The following is a 15,823-nucleotide window of genomic DNA, read 5'->3' as shown; positions in this document are numbered from 1 at the left end:
ACGACAAGCGATGGCCTTGGCGAGGCGGTGAAGCAGGCGCGACCTGAAGGATGACAAAGCCGTCGCTGTGCGAGACGAACAGGCCATCGAAGTCGTCCTTCGCCAGAAACCCTTGGGCGTGGCTGGTGATGGGGGAAGGGCGCGCTGGTCGCTCTGACCAGGAATCGCAGCGTCCGGAGCGTCCGGGGATCTACGCCGTCCCGGGGAAGGTCGCCACCACGGCTCAAGGCTCGACTCACAGCGGCTGTCCGGCCGGTTGTGTTTGAGCCTGGATAGCGGTGACGGCAATCGTATTGAGGATGTCACGCACGGACGCGCCCCGGGAAAGGTCGTTGACCGGCTTCCGGAGTCCTTGCAGGACGGGGCCGACCGCCACCGCGTTTGACGACCGTCGCACGGCTTTGTATGTGGTGTTGCCGATGTCCAGGTGAGAGGAATCGAACCCCTGTCCGCCCGCGAGCGACATCAACGATCCACGCGCTTCCGGTGCCCGATCACCACTCGGCTGTAGGGATCACTCGTTCCCACCTGTTGTGCCGTCGGCAGGGCTCGAACCGGCGGCGTGGAAGTGCGTCGCCTCCATAGCAAGTTGTGCCCCCGGCAGGACGTGAACCTGCGTAAACCTGCGACAGCAGCCCTCTGAAATATCCCTCGGCGTAAGCCAGGGAGCTCGGCGACACGGGAGTGGGGACCTCGAAGGTCGGGATCCGGCGGGCGTAGGCGTGGCAACGCTTTGGCAACACGACAGCCGCGAACGACCGGCGATGCCCGTGAGCACCTCCACCCGTCAGATGCCGTCTGACCTGCGCGTTCAGTCATTCTCGACGATGATCGTCAGTGTCCCGTCGGACGAGATTTGGACTCTCACGGCGGTAGCGCCGGTTCGAATCCGGTCGGGGGTACAGAGGTGCCGCTATTAAAAGCGGCGCTAACGCGGTGAGGCCGCTCCTGAAGGGGGCGGCTTCACCCGTCTCTGAGTGAGTTTCCACTGGTCAGGGCGTCGTAGGGCTCGTTGAGCTCGACTCTGACCTGTGTCGGCTCGGCACCGAGCAGGACGCGGGCGAAGAGCGCCCCGTTGAGCTGCTTGCGGACTATCGGGGTCGCTTGCTGGCAGGTCTCGTGGATGTTTTGGAGCAGATCAAGCGCCCCACGCACCTCTTGCTCCAGATCGGCGAGTACCGCTACGGCTGTCCGCCGCGCGTGGTCGTTGTGGGCGCGCTCGGTCTTGAGGCGCTGCTGGTTCTTCAGGAACAGCGCCTGCGGAACAGCGGCTGCGTGGTAGGCCTCCAGTAGCCGCACCTGCCGTCGCTCGATGCTGTGGGCCTCCGCGTCGAGCTGGTCGACCCGCTCGGCGGCGTGCGCTTCTTGACGACGCAGTCTCGCGAGCGCGATCCGTTCGATCCGCTCCCGCTGCTCCGCGGTCAGGGCGATCGTGCGATAGCAGTCGGCGACGCGTTGCTCGACCTGGGCGATCGGGAGCGTTTCGCGTTGGGTGCAGTCGTTGTTGCCGCCACGGTGGCAGACGAAGTAGCCGTAGACGGTGCCGTTCCTGCCACGATTGTGTTGCTCGATCAGTCGGCGCCCGCACTCGATGCAGTAGACGGTGCCCTTGAGGTGGTGGTCATGGGTGCGGGGGCGTTCCCCGTTGCGCCGCGTGGCGAGGACATCTTGTACGGCGGCCCAGGTCGCCTCGTCGACGAGTGGCTCGTGGGAGCCGACATGCTCGGCTCCGTTGAGAGTGACGACCCCGGCGTAGTACGGGTTGCGGAGAAGGTAGTGCACGGCGCGCAACGTCAGCGGCATCGCTGGGCTATTCGGGCCTGGCCTGGTGGTCACGCCCCGCTCATTGAGTTCGCTGGCGATCTGGTTGAGGCTCCACTCGCCGGTGGCATACGCCTCGAACGCCCAGGCAATGTGTGGACCACGCTCAGGGTCGATGACGATGGTGCGGACCTCGCGGCCGTCCTGATCGCGGAACTGCTGGTTGAGATACCCCAGTGGCGCACGGCCGGGGGTTCCTCCTTGGATGGCCTTCGGTCGTATCCCTTCCATCACCTCGGTGGCAAGGTTCTGTGAGTAGAACTCCGCGATCGAAGCCATGATCCCATGCAGCAACCGCTCCGACGGGCTGCTGCTGATCACCTCGGTCAACACCAGGTGCGCCCCGGTTGCCAGGATCTGGTTGGTCAGCGCGGCGTCGTCGGCCCGGTTGCGCGCGAGCCTGTCGATCTTGTGGACGATCACGAAGTCCACGGGGCGGCTCACGATGTAGTCCAGCATTCGCTTCAGCTCAGGTCGCTCCAACGATCGCCCCGACCGGCCGCGCTCGAGGAACTCGGCCGCCACGAGCGCCCCCCATCTCCATCGCTCGCCGCCGGCACGCTCCTCCCGTTGAGCTGGGATCGACAGCCCCTCCGGCTCACCTCCCACCTGGGCTTGCCGGTTGGTCGAGACGCGCAAGTAGGAGACTGCGCGTAGCGGGGACAGGGACTCGTTGACGCTCGGGATAGACATCCGGAGAACGATTCCGGTCGGGCGCTCGCGGCTTGCCCCAGGTCGGAGATGAGGCCCTCGCTGGAAGCGATGGTGTCACCCGACACCGGTTTGCATCGATTCAGATGCAAACCGGTCGTGCGTGACACTGGCGGACTGGCGGCTGCATCCATTCGAGCATGAACAGATAGATTGCTAAGTGTTCACTTGCCGCGGTATGGTGGGTGCATGAACCTCGCGCTTCGCCTCACCCCGGCCGACTTGGCTGACCGCAAGAGCGCCACCAAGTCTGTCCTCGCGTTCCTACGAGAGGCAGAGAAGGCGGGAGCGTCGGTCAAGTTGTCGGCAGAGGCGCCGTTCCTGACGCCAGAGGAAGTGGCGAAGCAGCTCGGCCTCTCGCGCCCGACCATCTCCCGTCGCATCAAGGCCGGCGACCTGAAGGCCGTCAAGGTCGGCAACCGGAACCGCATCCCCCTGCCTGAGTTCGAGCGCTTCCGCGACGCCTACCTCGACGAACTGGCCAGCGCCCTCGCAGACGACTTCTAAAGAGACCGGATGACTCGGGTCTATCTGGACGCGAACGTCCTGGTCCCGTCCTACACGCGCACGTTGCTCATGATGGCGGCACCGTTGTCGGACTTCACCGTCATCTGGAGCCTCCACGCGGAGGCCGAAGCCGAGCGCCACCAGGAGTCAGGAGCTGCGCCGATCTCGGCCCTTCGCAAGCGGTTCGGCTGGGACGCCCTCGTTCCTGACGGCGACATCGAGTTGGACGACACAGACACGAAGGACAAGCAGATCCTGTCGGCGGCTTCGCTGGCGGGCGCCGACCTCGTCATCACGGAGAACGTCAAGGACTTCGGTGCTCAGGACCTGGCCAGGTTGCAGATGTCGGCCGTACACCCCGACCTCTTCTTGGCCAACCGCCTCAGCGTCGAGACCTACCGTGACATCCTCACGCGACTGGCCAGGACGCGCTCGAAGCAGCCGAACACCGCTGAAGAGATACACAGAATCGAGACCGGCGAACGTCTGCCTCTCCTTGCTGCCCGTATGAAGGAGGCGTTCCCTGTCGAGGTGGCACCTCCATCCAAGGGCGCTCCTCGGCTTACGTTCCGCGGGGTCAGGTGTGTCTCCTGCGGCCAACTGTTAACTGATCGCGCGAGCCTGAAACTCGGTCTCGGGCCTGAGTGCAATGCCACGTAGCGTAGGTCGGCTGGTCATGCGGCTCTTGGTCGATCCCGAGTGCGCCGGTCGACGTCATCCGAGGCTGTCGATTCTCTGAAGTCCTACGAGCCGAGCAAGGTGCAGTCCGCCGACCATGACACCGGCAGTGATAGCCAGGAAAGAGACTCGAACGCGGATGGCGGAGATCGGTCTCCCTTCGGTCGAGGCGTTCCAGCCCTGATACCACTGGTCGGTCGCGGCCAAGGTGGTGATCAGCAGAGGAGATGGCTGCACCAGGCCAGCGACGTCCGGAGAAGGAGCTAGTGCCTTGTGTCTAAGCAGCCGTTGTGATCGGGAGTCGGCTCCGATCGAGTCGCTCGGGAGAAACCCGGAGAGGGCTCCGTATCGGCGCTGCCCGAGGCCACGCCCATCGGAGGACGAAGACTTTCAACACGTCCGGCGAGACCTGCAGGAACCTGCAAGCCTTGCTACCGTCACGTCCGCCAGTTGGTCAACAACGTAACGGAGGACAGCGTGTCGATCGTCCATGGGGCCCACCCCGCTTCGCGGTACGGGGCGGGCCGCTTCCTCTCGATGGGTGCTCGACGGTGGCTACGGGTCTCGCCTGACCCCTCAGACGCGTCGAACGGCGTAGGCGTGAGGGGTCTGGAAGCTAGTGTCGACGACCTCCTGGGCGGCCGGGCGCTAACGCTCTCCGAGCGGTAGATGTGCGAACGGCTGAGTGGTCCGCAAGACCCGTTGCCTCTGCTGGGCGGCTCTCTCGCACGAGATTGGGAACGTGCGAATAGCGATATCGGCCCCATCGTTGTTGACCGTTCTGCGGAGTTGGAGTCGCTGGACCGCGCTCCGAGCGACTTAGGCAGCTACTAACTGTCAAACCCTTATTTATGAAACCCAGGAGATACTCAGATGACTGCGTCAGATTGGCCGGACGACTTGCTTCCTCCGTTTCTCGACGAAGACGACGCCCGAGGCGCCACGGAGGCCACGCGCGCAGGTGCTATGGCCATTGTCGTTACCCCCGCCGGGGTCCTGCTTCACCTGCGTGACGACAAGCCATGGATTCCTCATCCGGGTTGTTGGTCACTTTTCGGCGGCGCCGTTGAGGAAGGTGAGAGCCCGGAGGTGACCGTCGTGCGCGAGCTCGCGGAAGAGCTCGGGCTCAGTGGTGTCGAATGCAAGGCCATGTGGCGTGTGGTCGACCGTGAGGGTGATGGTCGGCTCCTAACGATCTTCGAAGCGACAACGGACCGTGACCGTGAAGACATGATTTTGACCGAAGGGCAAGCGGCGCAGGTCTTCGACATCGAAGTGGCGCTCTCTCTTAAGCTCGCGCCGTTTTGTCGACGCGTTCTTGAGGGATATGCAGACCCCATGGCCGCAACCGGGCAGCTCTCGTGATCGTCAGCGGGCAGATCTCACGTCCTCCGCTGGCAGTTCCTACTGACCCTTGACATCCGTCGGGGCAATGGTCTCGGCGCCCTGACCCGCCTGTGTCCCCTCGTAGACGACGGGTCTGGAGCGGGATGAGGGCTTCGGGAGGGTTGAGCACTGTCGCGTCGGGGGTACCAATCGGTAGAAGAGGCCCTGAGCAGCGGAGACGCTGCCCGGGGCCTCTTCCGTCTTGTGCTCACTGGTGCCGATCCGCGGGGGAGGCCCGGAGGTGCTCCGCGTTGGCCGCGGCCCACTCGATGAGCGGTGCCACCAACGGTGAGAGTGAGGCCCCGAGCTCGGTGAGCTCGTACTCGACGCGCGGCGGGACCTCGGGGAAGGAGGTTCGCGCGACCAGGCTGGCCTTCGTGAGCCTCGTCAGCGTCCGGGTCAGCATTCGCTGGGAGACGTCGGGCACGGCCGCGTGCAGGTCGGAGTAGCGCAGGGGGCCGTCCCGAAGGGCACGGATCACCCACAGGCTCCACGTGTCACCGACCATGGTGAGGACGGTCTTGATGGCTGCGGCATGCTCGTCCGTGAGGTCGCCACAGCCATCGGGGGCGGCCCGAACCATCGTGGTGCGCATCGTCGAACCACTCCTGACGGACAACTGTGTGCCTTTTGTACACCGGTGCGAACTCCTCAACCATAGGCAGTGGTCATCGACGGAACGATGTCGTCACCACTACCTGTGAGGAGTCCACCCATGCCCACGCTCGCCATCGTCGGAGCAGGCCCGGGACTCGGGTTGTCAGTAGCGCGAGTCTTCGGGAAGCACGGCCACGAGGTCGCCCTGATCGCCCGCAACCGTGGTCGTCTCGAGGCGCTGGTCGCGCAACTCGAGGCGGACGGCGTGACGGCAGCGGCGTTCACCGCCGACGTGACGGACCGGCACACGGTCTCCCGCGCGTTGGGGGAGGTGATCGAGCGGTTCGGCCGGATCGACGTGCTGGAGTACTCGCCGTACTCGGCCGAGGCGTCCTTCGCCGATGTCTTGACCTTGGACGTCGAGGAGCAACTGGTTCCGCAGGTCGAAGGCATCCTGCTCTCCGGCGTCACCGCGGCGGCCACGGTCCTGCCGGCGATGCTCGAAGCCGGCACCGGCACGCTGTTGTTCACCGGCGGCATCGGCTCGATCCATCCGCTTCCGATTCTCGCCGGCGCGAATGCGGCACAGGCGGGCCTGCGCAACTATGTGCACAACCTGTACGGCGTCCTTGCCGACCGAGGCGTCTACGCCGCCTGGGTCGCGGTGGGCGCCTGGATCGGGTCCAGCCCGCCGGCAGGCTACCCGAGCATCGAGCCGGACGCCCTCGCCGCGACGATGTGGGAGATGCACACGACCCGGACCGATGTCGAGCGAGTCGTCACCGGGAGCTGACGAGTGGACCGGGTCGCTGGCGACGGGGCCGCGCCCGCTGGGTCAGCCGTCGAGCCCGGCCGCGTCCCGGCGTCGATCTCAGCCTGACGAACCCAGGTCCGCAATGCCTCCGGGTGCCCATGAGTTGGTCAGCGTCCCTCTTGATCGTGCCTTCGTTCGGCTCGGGCCCCTCGGCGCGTCCTCCGCCATCCGCGTGGCGTGCTCCCTCCACTCCTTGCCGTACCTCGGTGTGCTGTCATGACTCTCATCCTTCCGTGGATAGGGGCCAATGCCTCCCGGGCCTGCGAGTCGCGGGAGTGTTGGCTTGAGGCCCCTGCCGTGGGTAAGACAGGGCACGTCCACAGGTGGGCGCGACAGGCCCGAGCTGCTGCCTACGGCGTTCATCGCTTGGAGCGCCCGTGCCGACGCAGTGCGTCTGGTGGTGTGATCAGTCGGCCTGATCCTCGATGCGGCCGTCATGGATATGCACGAGATGGTCGCAACGAGCGGCCAGATCCTCGTCGTGTGTTGCCATGAGGAGCGTTGCGCCGCGAGAGGTGACGAGGTCGAGGAGGAGGTCCGCGATCTCGGTGCCGACCACTGAGTCGAGGTTGCCGGTCGGTTCGTCGGCGAGAATCAGTTGTGGGTCGTTGATCAGCGCACGTGCGATCGCGACGCGCTGTTGCTGACCTCCTGACAGCCGGGTGGCAAAGGTGTTGTCGCGGCCGGCGAGCCCGACAGCCTCGAGGAGCTCACGTGCGCGTCTGGGAACGTCGAAGTCGGCCTTGCGGGGCATGAGGGGGGCCATCACATTGTCCAAGACGGTCAGCGCGGGCAGTAGGTTGAAGCGCTGGAAGACGATGCCGATGGTGCGCCGATAGCCCGGCAACTGCTTGCGCGACAGTTCGGTGATGGTCTGTCCGCCGACCGTGATCGAGCCGGAGTCCGGGGTGTCCAGTGCGGCGATGAGGTGGAGCAAGGTGGACTTCCCGGAGCCGGACGGTCCGGTGAGCGCTGTGGAAGTGCCATCGCTGATCTCGAGGGACACCTGATCGGCGGCGACCACGGTGGTGTCCAGGGTGGGGAAGGTCTTGCACACCTGGTCCAGCACGATGAACGGTCCTCCGATCCGGTGCTCAGTGCCTGCAGGCGCGTCCTGGCTCGCCATGGTCGACGGCGCCTGGATGCCCGCTTCGGTTCGGCGTCGAGATGAGGGCATCGGGTCGCTCATTCCTCGGTGAGTAGGGCGGTGATCGGTAGCCGGCGCAGCAGTTGGCTTGCGCTGAGAGCGGCCAGAAGTGTCACTCCCAGCCCCACGCCGACGCAGATCAGCGCGGTCAGCCCGATTGCGGACAGGGGCGCTCCGGCGATGAACGCGGCCGCAGCGGCTACGCCGAGGAGGACCCCGGAGGTGGTGCCGAGCATGCCGAGTCCGAGGGCCTCCCAAAGCACCGAACGATTGAGCTCGCGGGCGGACCAGCCCATGGACAACAAGGCGGCGAATTCGACACTCCGTTCCCGGATGTTCAGGTAGATCACGTTCACCACCCCGAGTAGCGCCAGCAACAGGGTGGCGCCGACAGCGGCGTAGTCCGCCGTGCGGACCTGGATCGCGACCGCGTTGCCCATCACGGTTCCGACGACCGCCCCACGGAAGCCGAGACTGACGACGAGCAGCAAGGTCGCAGCCGCGACCGTGAGTCCGCAGGCACCCAGAAGAGTGCGGACCCTGTTACGCACCAGGTTGACCCTCGCAAGCGCGAGCACCGAGCGCACCACGGTGGTGCGGCGTGGTGTCGGTGCTGGGACGTGGATCGCTGCCATCGGTGCTGCTCGTCCGGCCCACCACACGGGGACCAGACTGGCGACGAGCGCCACCACGAGTGCGGCCGGAATCGCCAGCAGAGACCGACCGATCCCGATCGGAGTCCCGAACACGGCACCGAGCAGGTAGGACAGTCCGACGGCCATGACACCGGCGGTGATGGCCAGGAACCCGATCTCCCGGAGTACCAGGCTGGCGGTCTGCGAGCGAGTCCAGCCGAGGCAGGCCAGCACACCAAACTCGGCGCGGCGTGCCCGGACAGAAGCGATCGCGGCGTTGGCGACCGTGAGCATCGACACCAGAAGCACCAGACAGGAGATCGCCAGCGACTTCTTGTCCAAGGCTCGCAGGACGGCAGTGGCGACGCCCTTCTTCACCCACCACTGCGACAGCACGAGGCGGGGTCGCCCGTTCTTGCCCGGCGGGTCCACGACCGAGACGCGGGTGGCGGAGGAGCCGAGAGTGACGTCGACCTGCAGGCCCGTGCTCTGCTGGATGCGTTGAGCGACCAACCGCACCCGTTCACGTGAGACCGGGTCCACGCCGTGCACCCCAGAGACCCGAACGCGGATGGCGGAGATCGGTCTCCCTTCGGTCGAGGCGTTCCAGCCCCGATACCACTGGTCGGTCGCGGCCAAGGTGGTGATCAGCAGAGGAGATGGCTGCACCAGGCCAGCGACGTCCGGAGAAGGAGCTAGTGCCTTGTGTCCGAGCAGCCGTTGTGACCGGGAGTCGGCTCCGATCGAGTCGCTCGGGAGAAACCCGGAGAGAATCTGTGAGGTCTCGTCGGTCAGCTTCGCTGCGGCGTTGGAAGGAAGTGTTCCGACGACTTTGACGCTGGCCGGAAGCGCGATCCCCTTGTCATCCGGGCCCTGGATGGACGTCGCCGTACGGACCGCAACGTCGCCCATTCCCGCCGGCACATAGGTCTGGAAACCCTTGTCGGTGATGTACTGGCTGATGTCGTTCGGGACGACCTTTGGTGTGAGGTGGTCGCCATGCTTGTGGTAGCGAGGAGTGCCGATCGCGAACCGCTGCGACAACGAGTTCGGCCCGAAGCGGCCCTTTCTTGCCCCGCGGTAGTGCGGAAGCCGGCGCAGCTGCTTGAGCAACCGGCGGTAGGCGTCGGAGCCGTCGAGACTGACCGTACTGGTCCTGGTGTGCGGCAAGGACACCATCGCAGCGGCGCCGTCACCCTGGAGCACCTTCTCGACCGCGCCGCCGCCCACGTCGGATATCCGCACATCGGCCTGTAGCTCGGTGGCGGGCTCCGCGGCCGCCAGGACCGGTGTCACCTTGCCGCTGACCGTGTAGGGGCTGGTCAGCTTCGCGTTCTTCAGCCCAGAGCCAGATGTCAACTGGGTGCCGAGGCCCGTGAGTTCGGCCTCGGCACTCGGGTCCACGGCCGCCAACAGCATCGGGAACGGAAACCGGATCGTCGCCTTGATTGTCGCGCGATTCGCACCGCAGTCCGATGCCCCGTCGCGCGCCGTGGAACAGTAGGTCATGATCGAGGGCCGCGTCGCCTCCGTCAGGCCCGCACGCTCCACAAACTCGCTCGGACCGATGAGCGGCCCGTCTGGTGACCCATAGTGATAGTAAAAATTCCCTGCTCCGATGAGTGTCAGGCGTCGATGGGTGACGAAGACGAAGTCCGCGGCAGCGTGCTCGACCGATAGTCCGTTGTCATAACGCCAGGTGACGTCTAGGCGCGTCACCGAGTCACGGTCAGCCGATGCGTCGAGTGTCACCGGTACGTCCACGGTGGGCACCACGTAACCCAGCATCGCGATCGGGGCCGCTACCGAGACACCGGGGATCTGCTCGATCTTCCGCCATTGGCTCTTCGAGATCCCGCCGGAGATGCCGGAGAGATATCCTCCTTGGATCAATGACTCCTTCTGCTCCACCTTGGTCCGCGCACCCTTCGGTCGGACCAAGAGGTCGTAGTTCAGCTGCGCCTTCCTGTTGACGGTCCCCAGGACATCGAGGCGACTCGCTCGTGACGACGCGGTGAGAACGGTAAAACCCGAGGCGGCGATCAGCACCGCCAAGAACAGCGCTGTGGCACGTCCCGGACGATATTGCAACGTCCGCAACGACAGGTGCGCGGACCGCATGAGCCCGCGAGACAGACCCAGACCGTTGACGTTCACTGGTACGAAGACCGCCTAACCGGAATACGCCGGGGGACTCGGCCTCGCGAGACATCCGGTGACTCCGGGCTGTCGCCGGCGATGAAGTCGCCGTCCGGCGTGATCGATCGGACTCGCTCGACGAAGAGCTCGGGCCCCAGATGCCGGGCATGTCGAACGACGACGTGCGCCGGTGCGGGGTGTGGGAGCAGTATCCGGAGCACGCGGTCACCGTCGGCGTCCAACGCCACGTCAGGTCCGTCGGTCTTCGGAACGCCGACGGGCGTCCTCGCCGGAGCCCGGGCGATCGCCACTCGTTGCCACCGACCTCCCGAAGAGGAGGCGTCGGGGCAGTCCTCGCGCCGCGTCGTCGACACCATGTGATGAGTCCGTGAGTTAGCTGGCCAGCGGCCTCAGTTAACTCCGGCTTCCTCGAGGGCGTCAAACAGGAGAGCATGGCGGAGCCCGGGTGCGGCCGGAGCGAAAGACGAACCGGTCCACCGCTGACCGCAACCGCCGTCGTGGGGCGACAGGACGACGGGGCCGCGCCCGCTGGGTCAGCCGTCGAGCCCGGCCGCTGTGAGGCACGCGGGACAGGCGTGCGGATCCCGCGGCTCGATGCCGCGCTCGAAGAAGACGAACCAGGTGGCGGCGGGCAGTCCGCAGCAGGTCCGGCTGGCGCCGTTCGCCCGGAGGTGCCAGACGCCCCACGGTGCGCGGGGGCCGAGGTTGCGCGGCTGCCGGTGCGGCGCGGTGACCTGCCAGCGTCCCAGCCGGCCGATGCCCGCCCGGATGGCGGGCCCGGCCGAGTGCGAGCGGGTGGTCGCGGAGGCGGTGGTGCTCATCACTCAGTCCTTGATCTCGGCGATGACCTCGCCGTTGCTCACGGTTGCTCCGACCTCGGCCACAAGGCCGGTCACGGTGCCGGCCTTGTGGGCCTTCAGCGGCTGCTCCATCTTCATCGCCTCGATGACCACGATGACCTCGCCCTCGGCGATGGTGTCGCCCTCGGCGGCGACCACCTTGACGATGGTGCCCTGCATCGGCGAGGTGACGGCGTCGCCCGAGACGGCGGCACCGGCCTTCTTGGCGCCGCGGCGGCGTGGCCTCGCGGCGGTGGCGGTCCCGCCGGCCGCGAGACCTCCCAGGCCGCTCGGCAGTGAGACCTCCAGCCGTTTGCCGCCGACCTCGACCACCACGGTCTGCCGCTCGTTCGAGCGTTCGGTCTCGGCGGCCTCGCCTGCGTAGGGCTGGATCTGGTTGTCGAACTCCGTCTCGATCCAGGTCGTGTAGACCGCGAAGGTGCCCTCGTTGCTGGGGTTGGAGGGCCCGACGTAGGCCGGATCGCGGGTGACCGCCCGGTGGAACGGGAGCACCGTCGGCATCCCGTCGACGGTGAACTCGTCGAGCGCTCGCCGGGAGCGCTCCAGCGCCTGGGTGCGATCCCGGCCGGTGACGATCAGCTTGGCGATCAGGGAGTCGAAGCTGCCGGGCACCGTCTCGCCGACCTCGTAGCCGCCGTCGAGGCGTACGCCGGGGCCGGTCGGTGGCACCCAGGCCGTCAGGGTCCCCGGGGCGGGCATGAAGTTGCGGCCGCCGTCCTCGGCGTTGATCCGGTACTCGATGGAGTGGCTGCGGATCTCCGGGTCGTCGTAGCCGAGCTCCTCGCCGGCCGCGATGCGGAACATCTCGCGGACCAGGTCGATCCCGGTGACCTCCTCGGAGACGCAGTGCTCCACCTGCAGGCGGGTGTTGACCTCGAGGAAGGAGATCGTGCCGTCCCGGCCGACCAGGAACTCGCACGTCCCGGCGCCGACGTAGCCGGCCTGCTTCAAGATCGCCTTGGAGGACTCGTAGAGCCGGGTCAGCTGCTCCTCGCTCAGGAAGGGTGCCGGTGCCTCCTCGACCAGCTTCTGGTGGCGCCGTTGCAGCGAGCAGTCGCGGGTGGAGACCACCACGACGTTGCCGTGGGCATCGGCCAGGCACTGGGTCTCGACGTGCCGCGGCCGGTCCAGGAACTTCTCCACCAGGCACTCGCCACGACCGAACGCGGTCACCGCCTCGCGGACCGCCGACTCGTAGGCGTCGGGGATCTCCTCCAGGGTGCGGGCGACCTTGAGACCGCGACCGCCGCCGCCGAAGACCGCCTTGATCGCCACCGGCAGCCCGTTCGCCCGGGCGAACTCGACCACCTCGTCGGCATCCTTGACCGGATCCTTGGTGCCGGGGGCGAGCGGCGCGTCGGCACGCTCGGCGATGTGCTTGGCCTTCGCCTTGTCGCCCAGTGCCTCGATGGCGGCCGGCGGCGGGCCGATCCAGATCAGCCCGGCGTCGAGCACCGCCTCGGCGAACTCGGCGTTCTCGGCCAGGAAGCCGTAGCCGGGGTGGACGCTGTCGGCTCCCGCCCGGGCGGCGACCGCGAGGATCTTCTCGATGCTCAGGTACGACTCGGCCGGGGTCGCGCCGCCGAGCGCGTACGCCTCGTCGGCGAGCCGGACGAACAGCGCGTCGCGGTCCGGCTCGGCGTACACGGCGACCGAGCCGATCCCGGCGTCCTTGCAGGCGCGGATGACACGGACCGCTATCTCGCCGCGGTTGGCGATCAGGACCTTGTTCAAGCTGGTCATGCTGGTGGCTTTCTAGGAGACGTCGGGGAGGTCACGGGGTCACTGGGGCAGGCCACTGGCACGCCAGGCGCCCGGGCCGTGCCGGAGGGTGGGTCGGGGCCGTGGCCGCGCCCAGGTCGAGCGGGCCCGCGGCCGCGGCGGAGCGGGGCTGTCGAGGGCCGCGAGTACGGCGACCACGGCGGCGACCTCCTCCGGGGTGGCGTTCGGGGTGATGACGCGCAGGGCGGGCGTGTTGCCCGCGGTGTTGCTCGGGGTCGGTGTCATCTTGGTCATCCTGTGATCGCCATCGCCTCTCGTGCTCGCCTGGGTGGATGGGCGCCGAGTCGGCGCAAGCCGTCCGTCGCCAGCGCTCCTGACGTGTGCGCCGACTCGGCTGATGTCCCACTCACAGCGGGATGTTCCCGTGCTTCTTCGGCGGCAGGGTCTCGCGCTTGGTCCTCAGCAGTCGCAGTGCACGGGTCACCTCGACCCGGGTCTCGTGCGGGGCGATGACCGCGTCGACGTACCCGCGCTCGGCGGCGATGTAGGGGTTGGCGAGCGTGGTCTCGTACTCGTCGATCAGCTCGGCGCGCCGGGCCTCGACGTCGCCGCCGAGCTCGGCGACCGTCGCGAGCTCGCGACGGTGGATGATGTTCGCCGCGCCCTGGGCGCCCATCACGGCGATCTGTGCGGTCGGCCAGGCGAGGTTGATGTCGGCACCGAGATGCTTGGAGGCCATCACGTCGTACGCCCCGCCGTACGCCTTGCGGGTGATGATGGTGACCAGCGGGACGGTCGCCTCGGCGTAGGCGAAGATGAGCTTGGCGCCGCGGCGGATGATGCCGTTCCACTCCTGGTCGGTGCCCGGCAGGAACCCGGGTACGTCGACCAGGGTGATCACCGGCAGGTTGAACGCGTCGCAGGTGCGGACGAACCGCGCGGCCTTCTCCGAGGCGTCGATGTCGAGCGTGCCGGCGAACTGCATCGGCTGGTTGCCCACCACACCGACCGGGCGGCCCTCGACCCGGGCGAAGCCGACGACGATGTTCGGCGCGAACAGCGGCTGAACCTCGAGGAAGTCGCCGTCGTCGACGAGGTGCTCGATCACCTCGTGCATGTCGTAGGGCTGGTTGGCGCCGTCCGGGATCAGGGCGTCCAGCTCGCGGTCCTCCTCGGTCACCTCCAACGGCGAGGCCGCGACGTCGAACGCCGGCGGCTCGTCGAGGTTGTTCGACGGCAGGAAGCTGAGCAGACCCTTGACGTACTCGATCGCGTCGGCCTCGTCGGAGCCCATGTAGTGGGCGTTCCCGGACTTGGTGTTGTGCGCCCGGGCACCGCCCAGCTCCTCCATGGTCACGTCCTCGCCGGTGACCGTCTTGATCACGTCCGGACCGGTGATGAACATCGCCGAGGTCTGGTCGACCATCACGGTGAAGTCGGTGACGGCGGGGGAGTAGACGTGTCCGCCGGCGCAGTTGCCCATGATCAGGCTGATCTGCGGGATCACGCCGGAGGCGTGCACGTTGCGGCGGAAGATCTCGCCGTACAGGCCGAGCGAGACCACGCCCTCCTGGATGCGGGCGCCGGCGCCCTCGTTGATCCCGATCAGCGGGCAGCCGGTCTTGACCGCCAGGTCCATCACCTTGGTGATCTTCTCGCCGTAGACCTCGCCCAGCGAGCCGCCGAAGACGGTGAAGTCCTGGGAGAAGACGCACACCGGCCGGCCGTCGACGGTGCCGTAGCCGGTGATCACGCCGTCGCCGTACGGGCGGGTCCGCTCCAAGCCGAAGGCGGTCGAGCGGTGCCGCGCCAGCTCGTCGAGCTCCTGGAAGGAGCCCTCGTCCAGCAGCATCTCGATCCGCTCCCGGGCCGTCTGACGGCCCTTCGCGTGTTGCCGCTCCACCGCCTTCGCGGAGCCGGCGTGAATCGCCTCGTCGAGTCGGTGCTCGAGGTCGGCGAGCTTGCCGGCGGTGGTGTGCAGGTCGGGCTCGTCCCCGGCGACGACCTCGTTGGCGGCGCCGGCATTGATCCTTGATGTCACATGGTGATACTAAGTGTCAGGGCATGCGATGTCTACGGCGAGGCCGGACCGTTCCAGACGGACCGTTCCGGGTCGAGCCGATCCAAGACGGGACGAGCGGAGGCGACGATGGCGGGTGGACGCGAGGAGATCGCCGCTGCCGCGTTCCGGCTCTTCGCCGACAAGGGGTACGACGCGACCTCGGTCGACGACATCGCAGCCGAGGCCGGGGTGAGCCGGAGCACGTTCTTCCGCGCCTACGGATCGAAGGAGTCGGTGATCTTCCCCGACCACGACGAGATCCTGGGCCGGGTCGAGGACCGACTGCGCACCTCGCAGCAGGAGCGCGCGCTGGCCGGCGTCACCGATGCGGTCAAGGTGGTGCTGTTCCACTACGTCGCCGAGGGGAGCAGGGCCCGTGAGCGCTACCGGCTGACCTCGACGGTGCCGGCGCTGCGGGAGCGCGAGCTGGTCAGCGAGGCGCGCTACCAGCGGCTCTTCCGGCGGCACCTGAGCAGGTGGGGCGACGGGTCGGAGCAGGCCGAGCTGCGCGCCGAGGTGACCGCCGCCGCGGTCGTTGCGGCGCACAACCACGTGCTGCGCCGCTGGCTGCGGGGCGAGTGCCCGGACCCGCAGCGCGAGATCGAGGACGCGCTGGCAGCCGTGCACCGGGTCTTCGATGCGCCCGGCGACGCCGCGGCCGGCCCGGCGGCGGTGGTGGTCGTGCCGGCGGGCTCCCCGATGGGGGCGGTCGAGGCCGCGGTG

13 protein-coding genes and 1 pseudogene are annotated in these 15,823 nt (G+C 67.5%); 5 read left to right on the top strand and 9 right to left on the bottom strand.

Going from position 1 to position 15,823, the window contains the following annotated elements; genetic code table 11:
• Window positions 1-235: 235 nt before the first annotated feature.
• Together QM638_RS16025 and QM638_RS16020 are read right to left on the bottom strand one after the other, a co-directional pair.
• Window positions 236-427: pseudogene (locus tag QM638_RS16025) on the bottom strand (phosphate acyltransferase); the annotation flags it as partial.
• A 536-nt stretch (window positions 428-963) separates the two neighbouring features.
• Complete coding sequence (locus QM638_RS16020) at window positions 964-2,514, bottom strand: recombinase family protein (protein ID WP_415143419.1); 1,551 nt, start codon at window positions 2,512-2,514, stop codon at window positions 964-966.
• 207 nt (window positions 2,515-2,721) lie between these two features.
• On the opposite strand from QM638_RS16020, the gene QM638_RS16015 reads away from it, so the two are divergent.
• From QM638_RS16015 to QM638_RS16005, 3 genes are all read left to right on the top strand, one after another.
• The gene (locus tag QM638_RS16015) at window positions 2,722-3,039 is read left to right on the top strand and encodes a helix-turn-helix domain-containing protein (RefSeq protein ID WP_415143417.1); all 318 of its coding nucleotides are present in this window, start codon (window positions 2,722-2,724) and stop codon (window positions 3,037-3,039) included.
• 9 nt (window positions 3,040-3,048) lie between these two features.
• Window positions 3,049-3,699, top strand: coding sequence for a DUF6011 domain-containing protein (locus tag QM638_RS16010; RefSeq protein WP_415143415.1), 651 nt, complete (start codon window positions 3,049-3,051; stop codon window positions 3,697-3,699).
• 891 nt (window positions 3,700-4,590) lie between these two features.
• Window positions 4,591-5,082 (top strand): NUDIX hydrolase, encoded by a 492-nt coding sequence (locus QM638_RS16005; protein WP_415143413.1) that lies wholly within the window; start codon window positions 4,591-4,593, stop codon window positions 5,080-5,082.
• 229 nt (window positions 5,083-5,311) lie between these two features.
• Here QM638_RS16005 and QM638_RS16000 read toward each other — a convergent pair whose 3' ends face one another.
• Entirely contained in the window at window positions 5,312-5,698 is a 387-nt protein-coding gene (locus QM638_RS16000; protein WP_415143411.1) for a winged helix-turn-helix transcriptional regulator, read from the bottom strand.
• A 120-nt stretch (window positions 5,699-5,818) separates the two neighbouring features.
• Here QM638_RS16000 and QM638_RS15995 point away from each other — a divergent pair, with 120 nt between their 5' ends.
• Window positions 5,819-6,493: an SDR family NAD(P)-dependent oxidoreductase gene (locus QM638_RS15995; RefSeq protein ID WP_415143409.1), complete on the top strand. Its 675-nt coding sequence runs from the start codon at window positions 5,819-5,821 to the stop codon at window positions 6,491-6,493.
• 427 nt (window positions 6,494-6,920) lie between these two features.
• Here the strand turns inward: QM638_RS15995 and QM638_RS15990 are convergent, their stop codons facing one another.
• From QM638_RS15990 to QM638_RS15965, 6 genes are all read right to left on the bottom strand, one after another.
• Entirely contained in the window at window positions 6,921-7,703 is a 783-nt protein-coding gene (locus tag QM638_RS15990; protein ID WP_415143407.1) for an ABC transporter ATP-binding protein, read from the bottom strand.
• Window positions 7,700-10,345 (bottom strand): FtsX-like permease family protein, encoded by a 2,646-nt coding sequence (locus QM638_RS15985; RefSeq protein ID WP_415143448.1) that lies wholly within the window; start codon window positions 10,343-10,345, stop codon window positions 7,700-7,702. Before QM638_RS15985 ends, QM638_RS15990 begins: the two co-directional genes overlap by 4 nt.
• Before the next feature lie 644 nt (window positions 10,346-10,989).
• Window positions 10,990-11,277, bottom strand: a complete 288-nt coding sequence (locus tag QM638_RS15980) for a hypothetical protein (RefSeq protein ID WP_415143405.1) — start codon at window positions 11,275-11,277, stop codon at window positions 10,990-10,992.
• A 3-nt stretch (window positions 11,278-11,280) separates the two neighbouring features.
• Window positions 11,281-13,050: an acetyl/propionyl/methylcrotonyl-CoA carboxylase subunit alpha gene (locus tag QM638_RS15975; protein WP_415143446.1), complete on the bottom strand. Its 1,770-nt coding sequence runs from the start codon at window positions 13,048-13,050 to the stop codon at window positions 11,281-11,283.
• A gap of 48 nt (window positions 13,051-13,098) precedes the next feature.
• Window positions 13,099-13,323 (bottom strand): acyl-CoA carboxylase epsilon subunit, encoded by a 225-nt coding sequence (locus QM638_RS15970; RefSeq protein WP_415143403.1) that lies wholly within the window; start codon window positions 13,321-13,323, stop codon window positions 13,099-13,101.
• Window positions 13,324-13,444: 121 nt separating this feature from the next.
• Window positions 13,445-15,067 (bottom strand): acyl-CoA carboxylase subunit beta, encoded by a 1,623-nt coding sequence (locus QM638_RS15965; protein WP_415143444.1) that lies wholly within the window; start codon window positions 15,065-15,067, stop codon window positions 13,445-13,447.
• A 120-nt stretch (window positions 15,068-15,187) separates the two neighbouring features.
• On the opposite strand from QM638_RS15965, the gene QM638_RS15960 reads away from it, so the two are divergent.
• Window positions 15,188-15,823, top strand: a 636-nt coding sequence (locus tag QM638_RS15960) for a TetR/AcrR family transcriptional regulator (RefSeq protein ID WP_415143401.1), incomplete at its 3' end; no start/stop codon positions are given.

Origin of the sequence: Nocardioides sp. (assembly GCF_047606145.1) — a bacterium.
GTDB lineage: Bacteria > Actinomycetota > Actinomycetes > Propionibacteriales > Nocardioidaceae > Nocardioides.
Note: the sequence above shows the minus strand (reverse complement) of the source record. Positions and strands in the feature narration are given on the sequence as shown.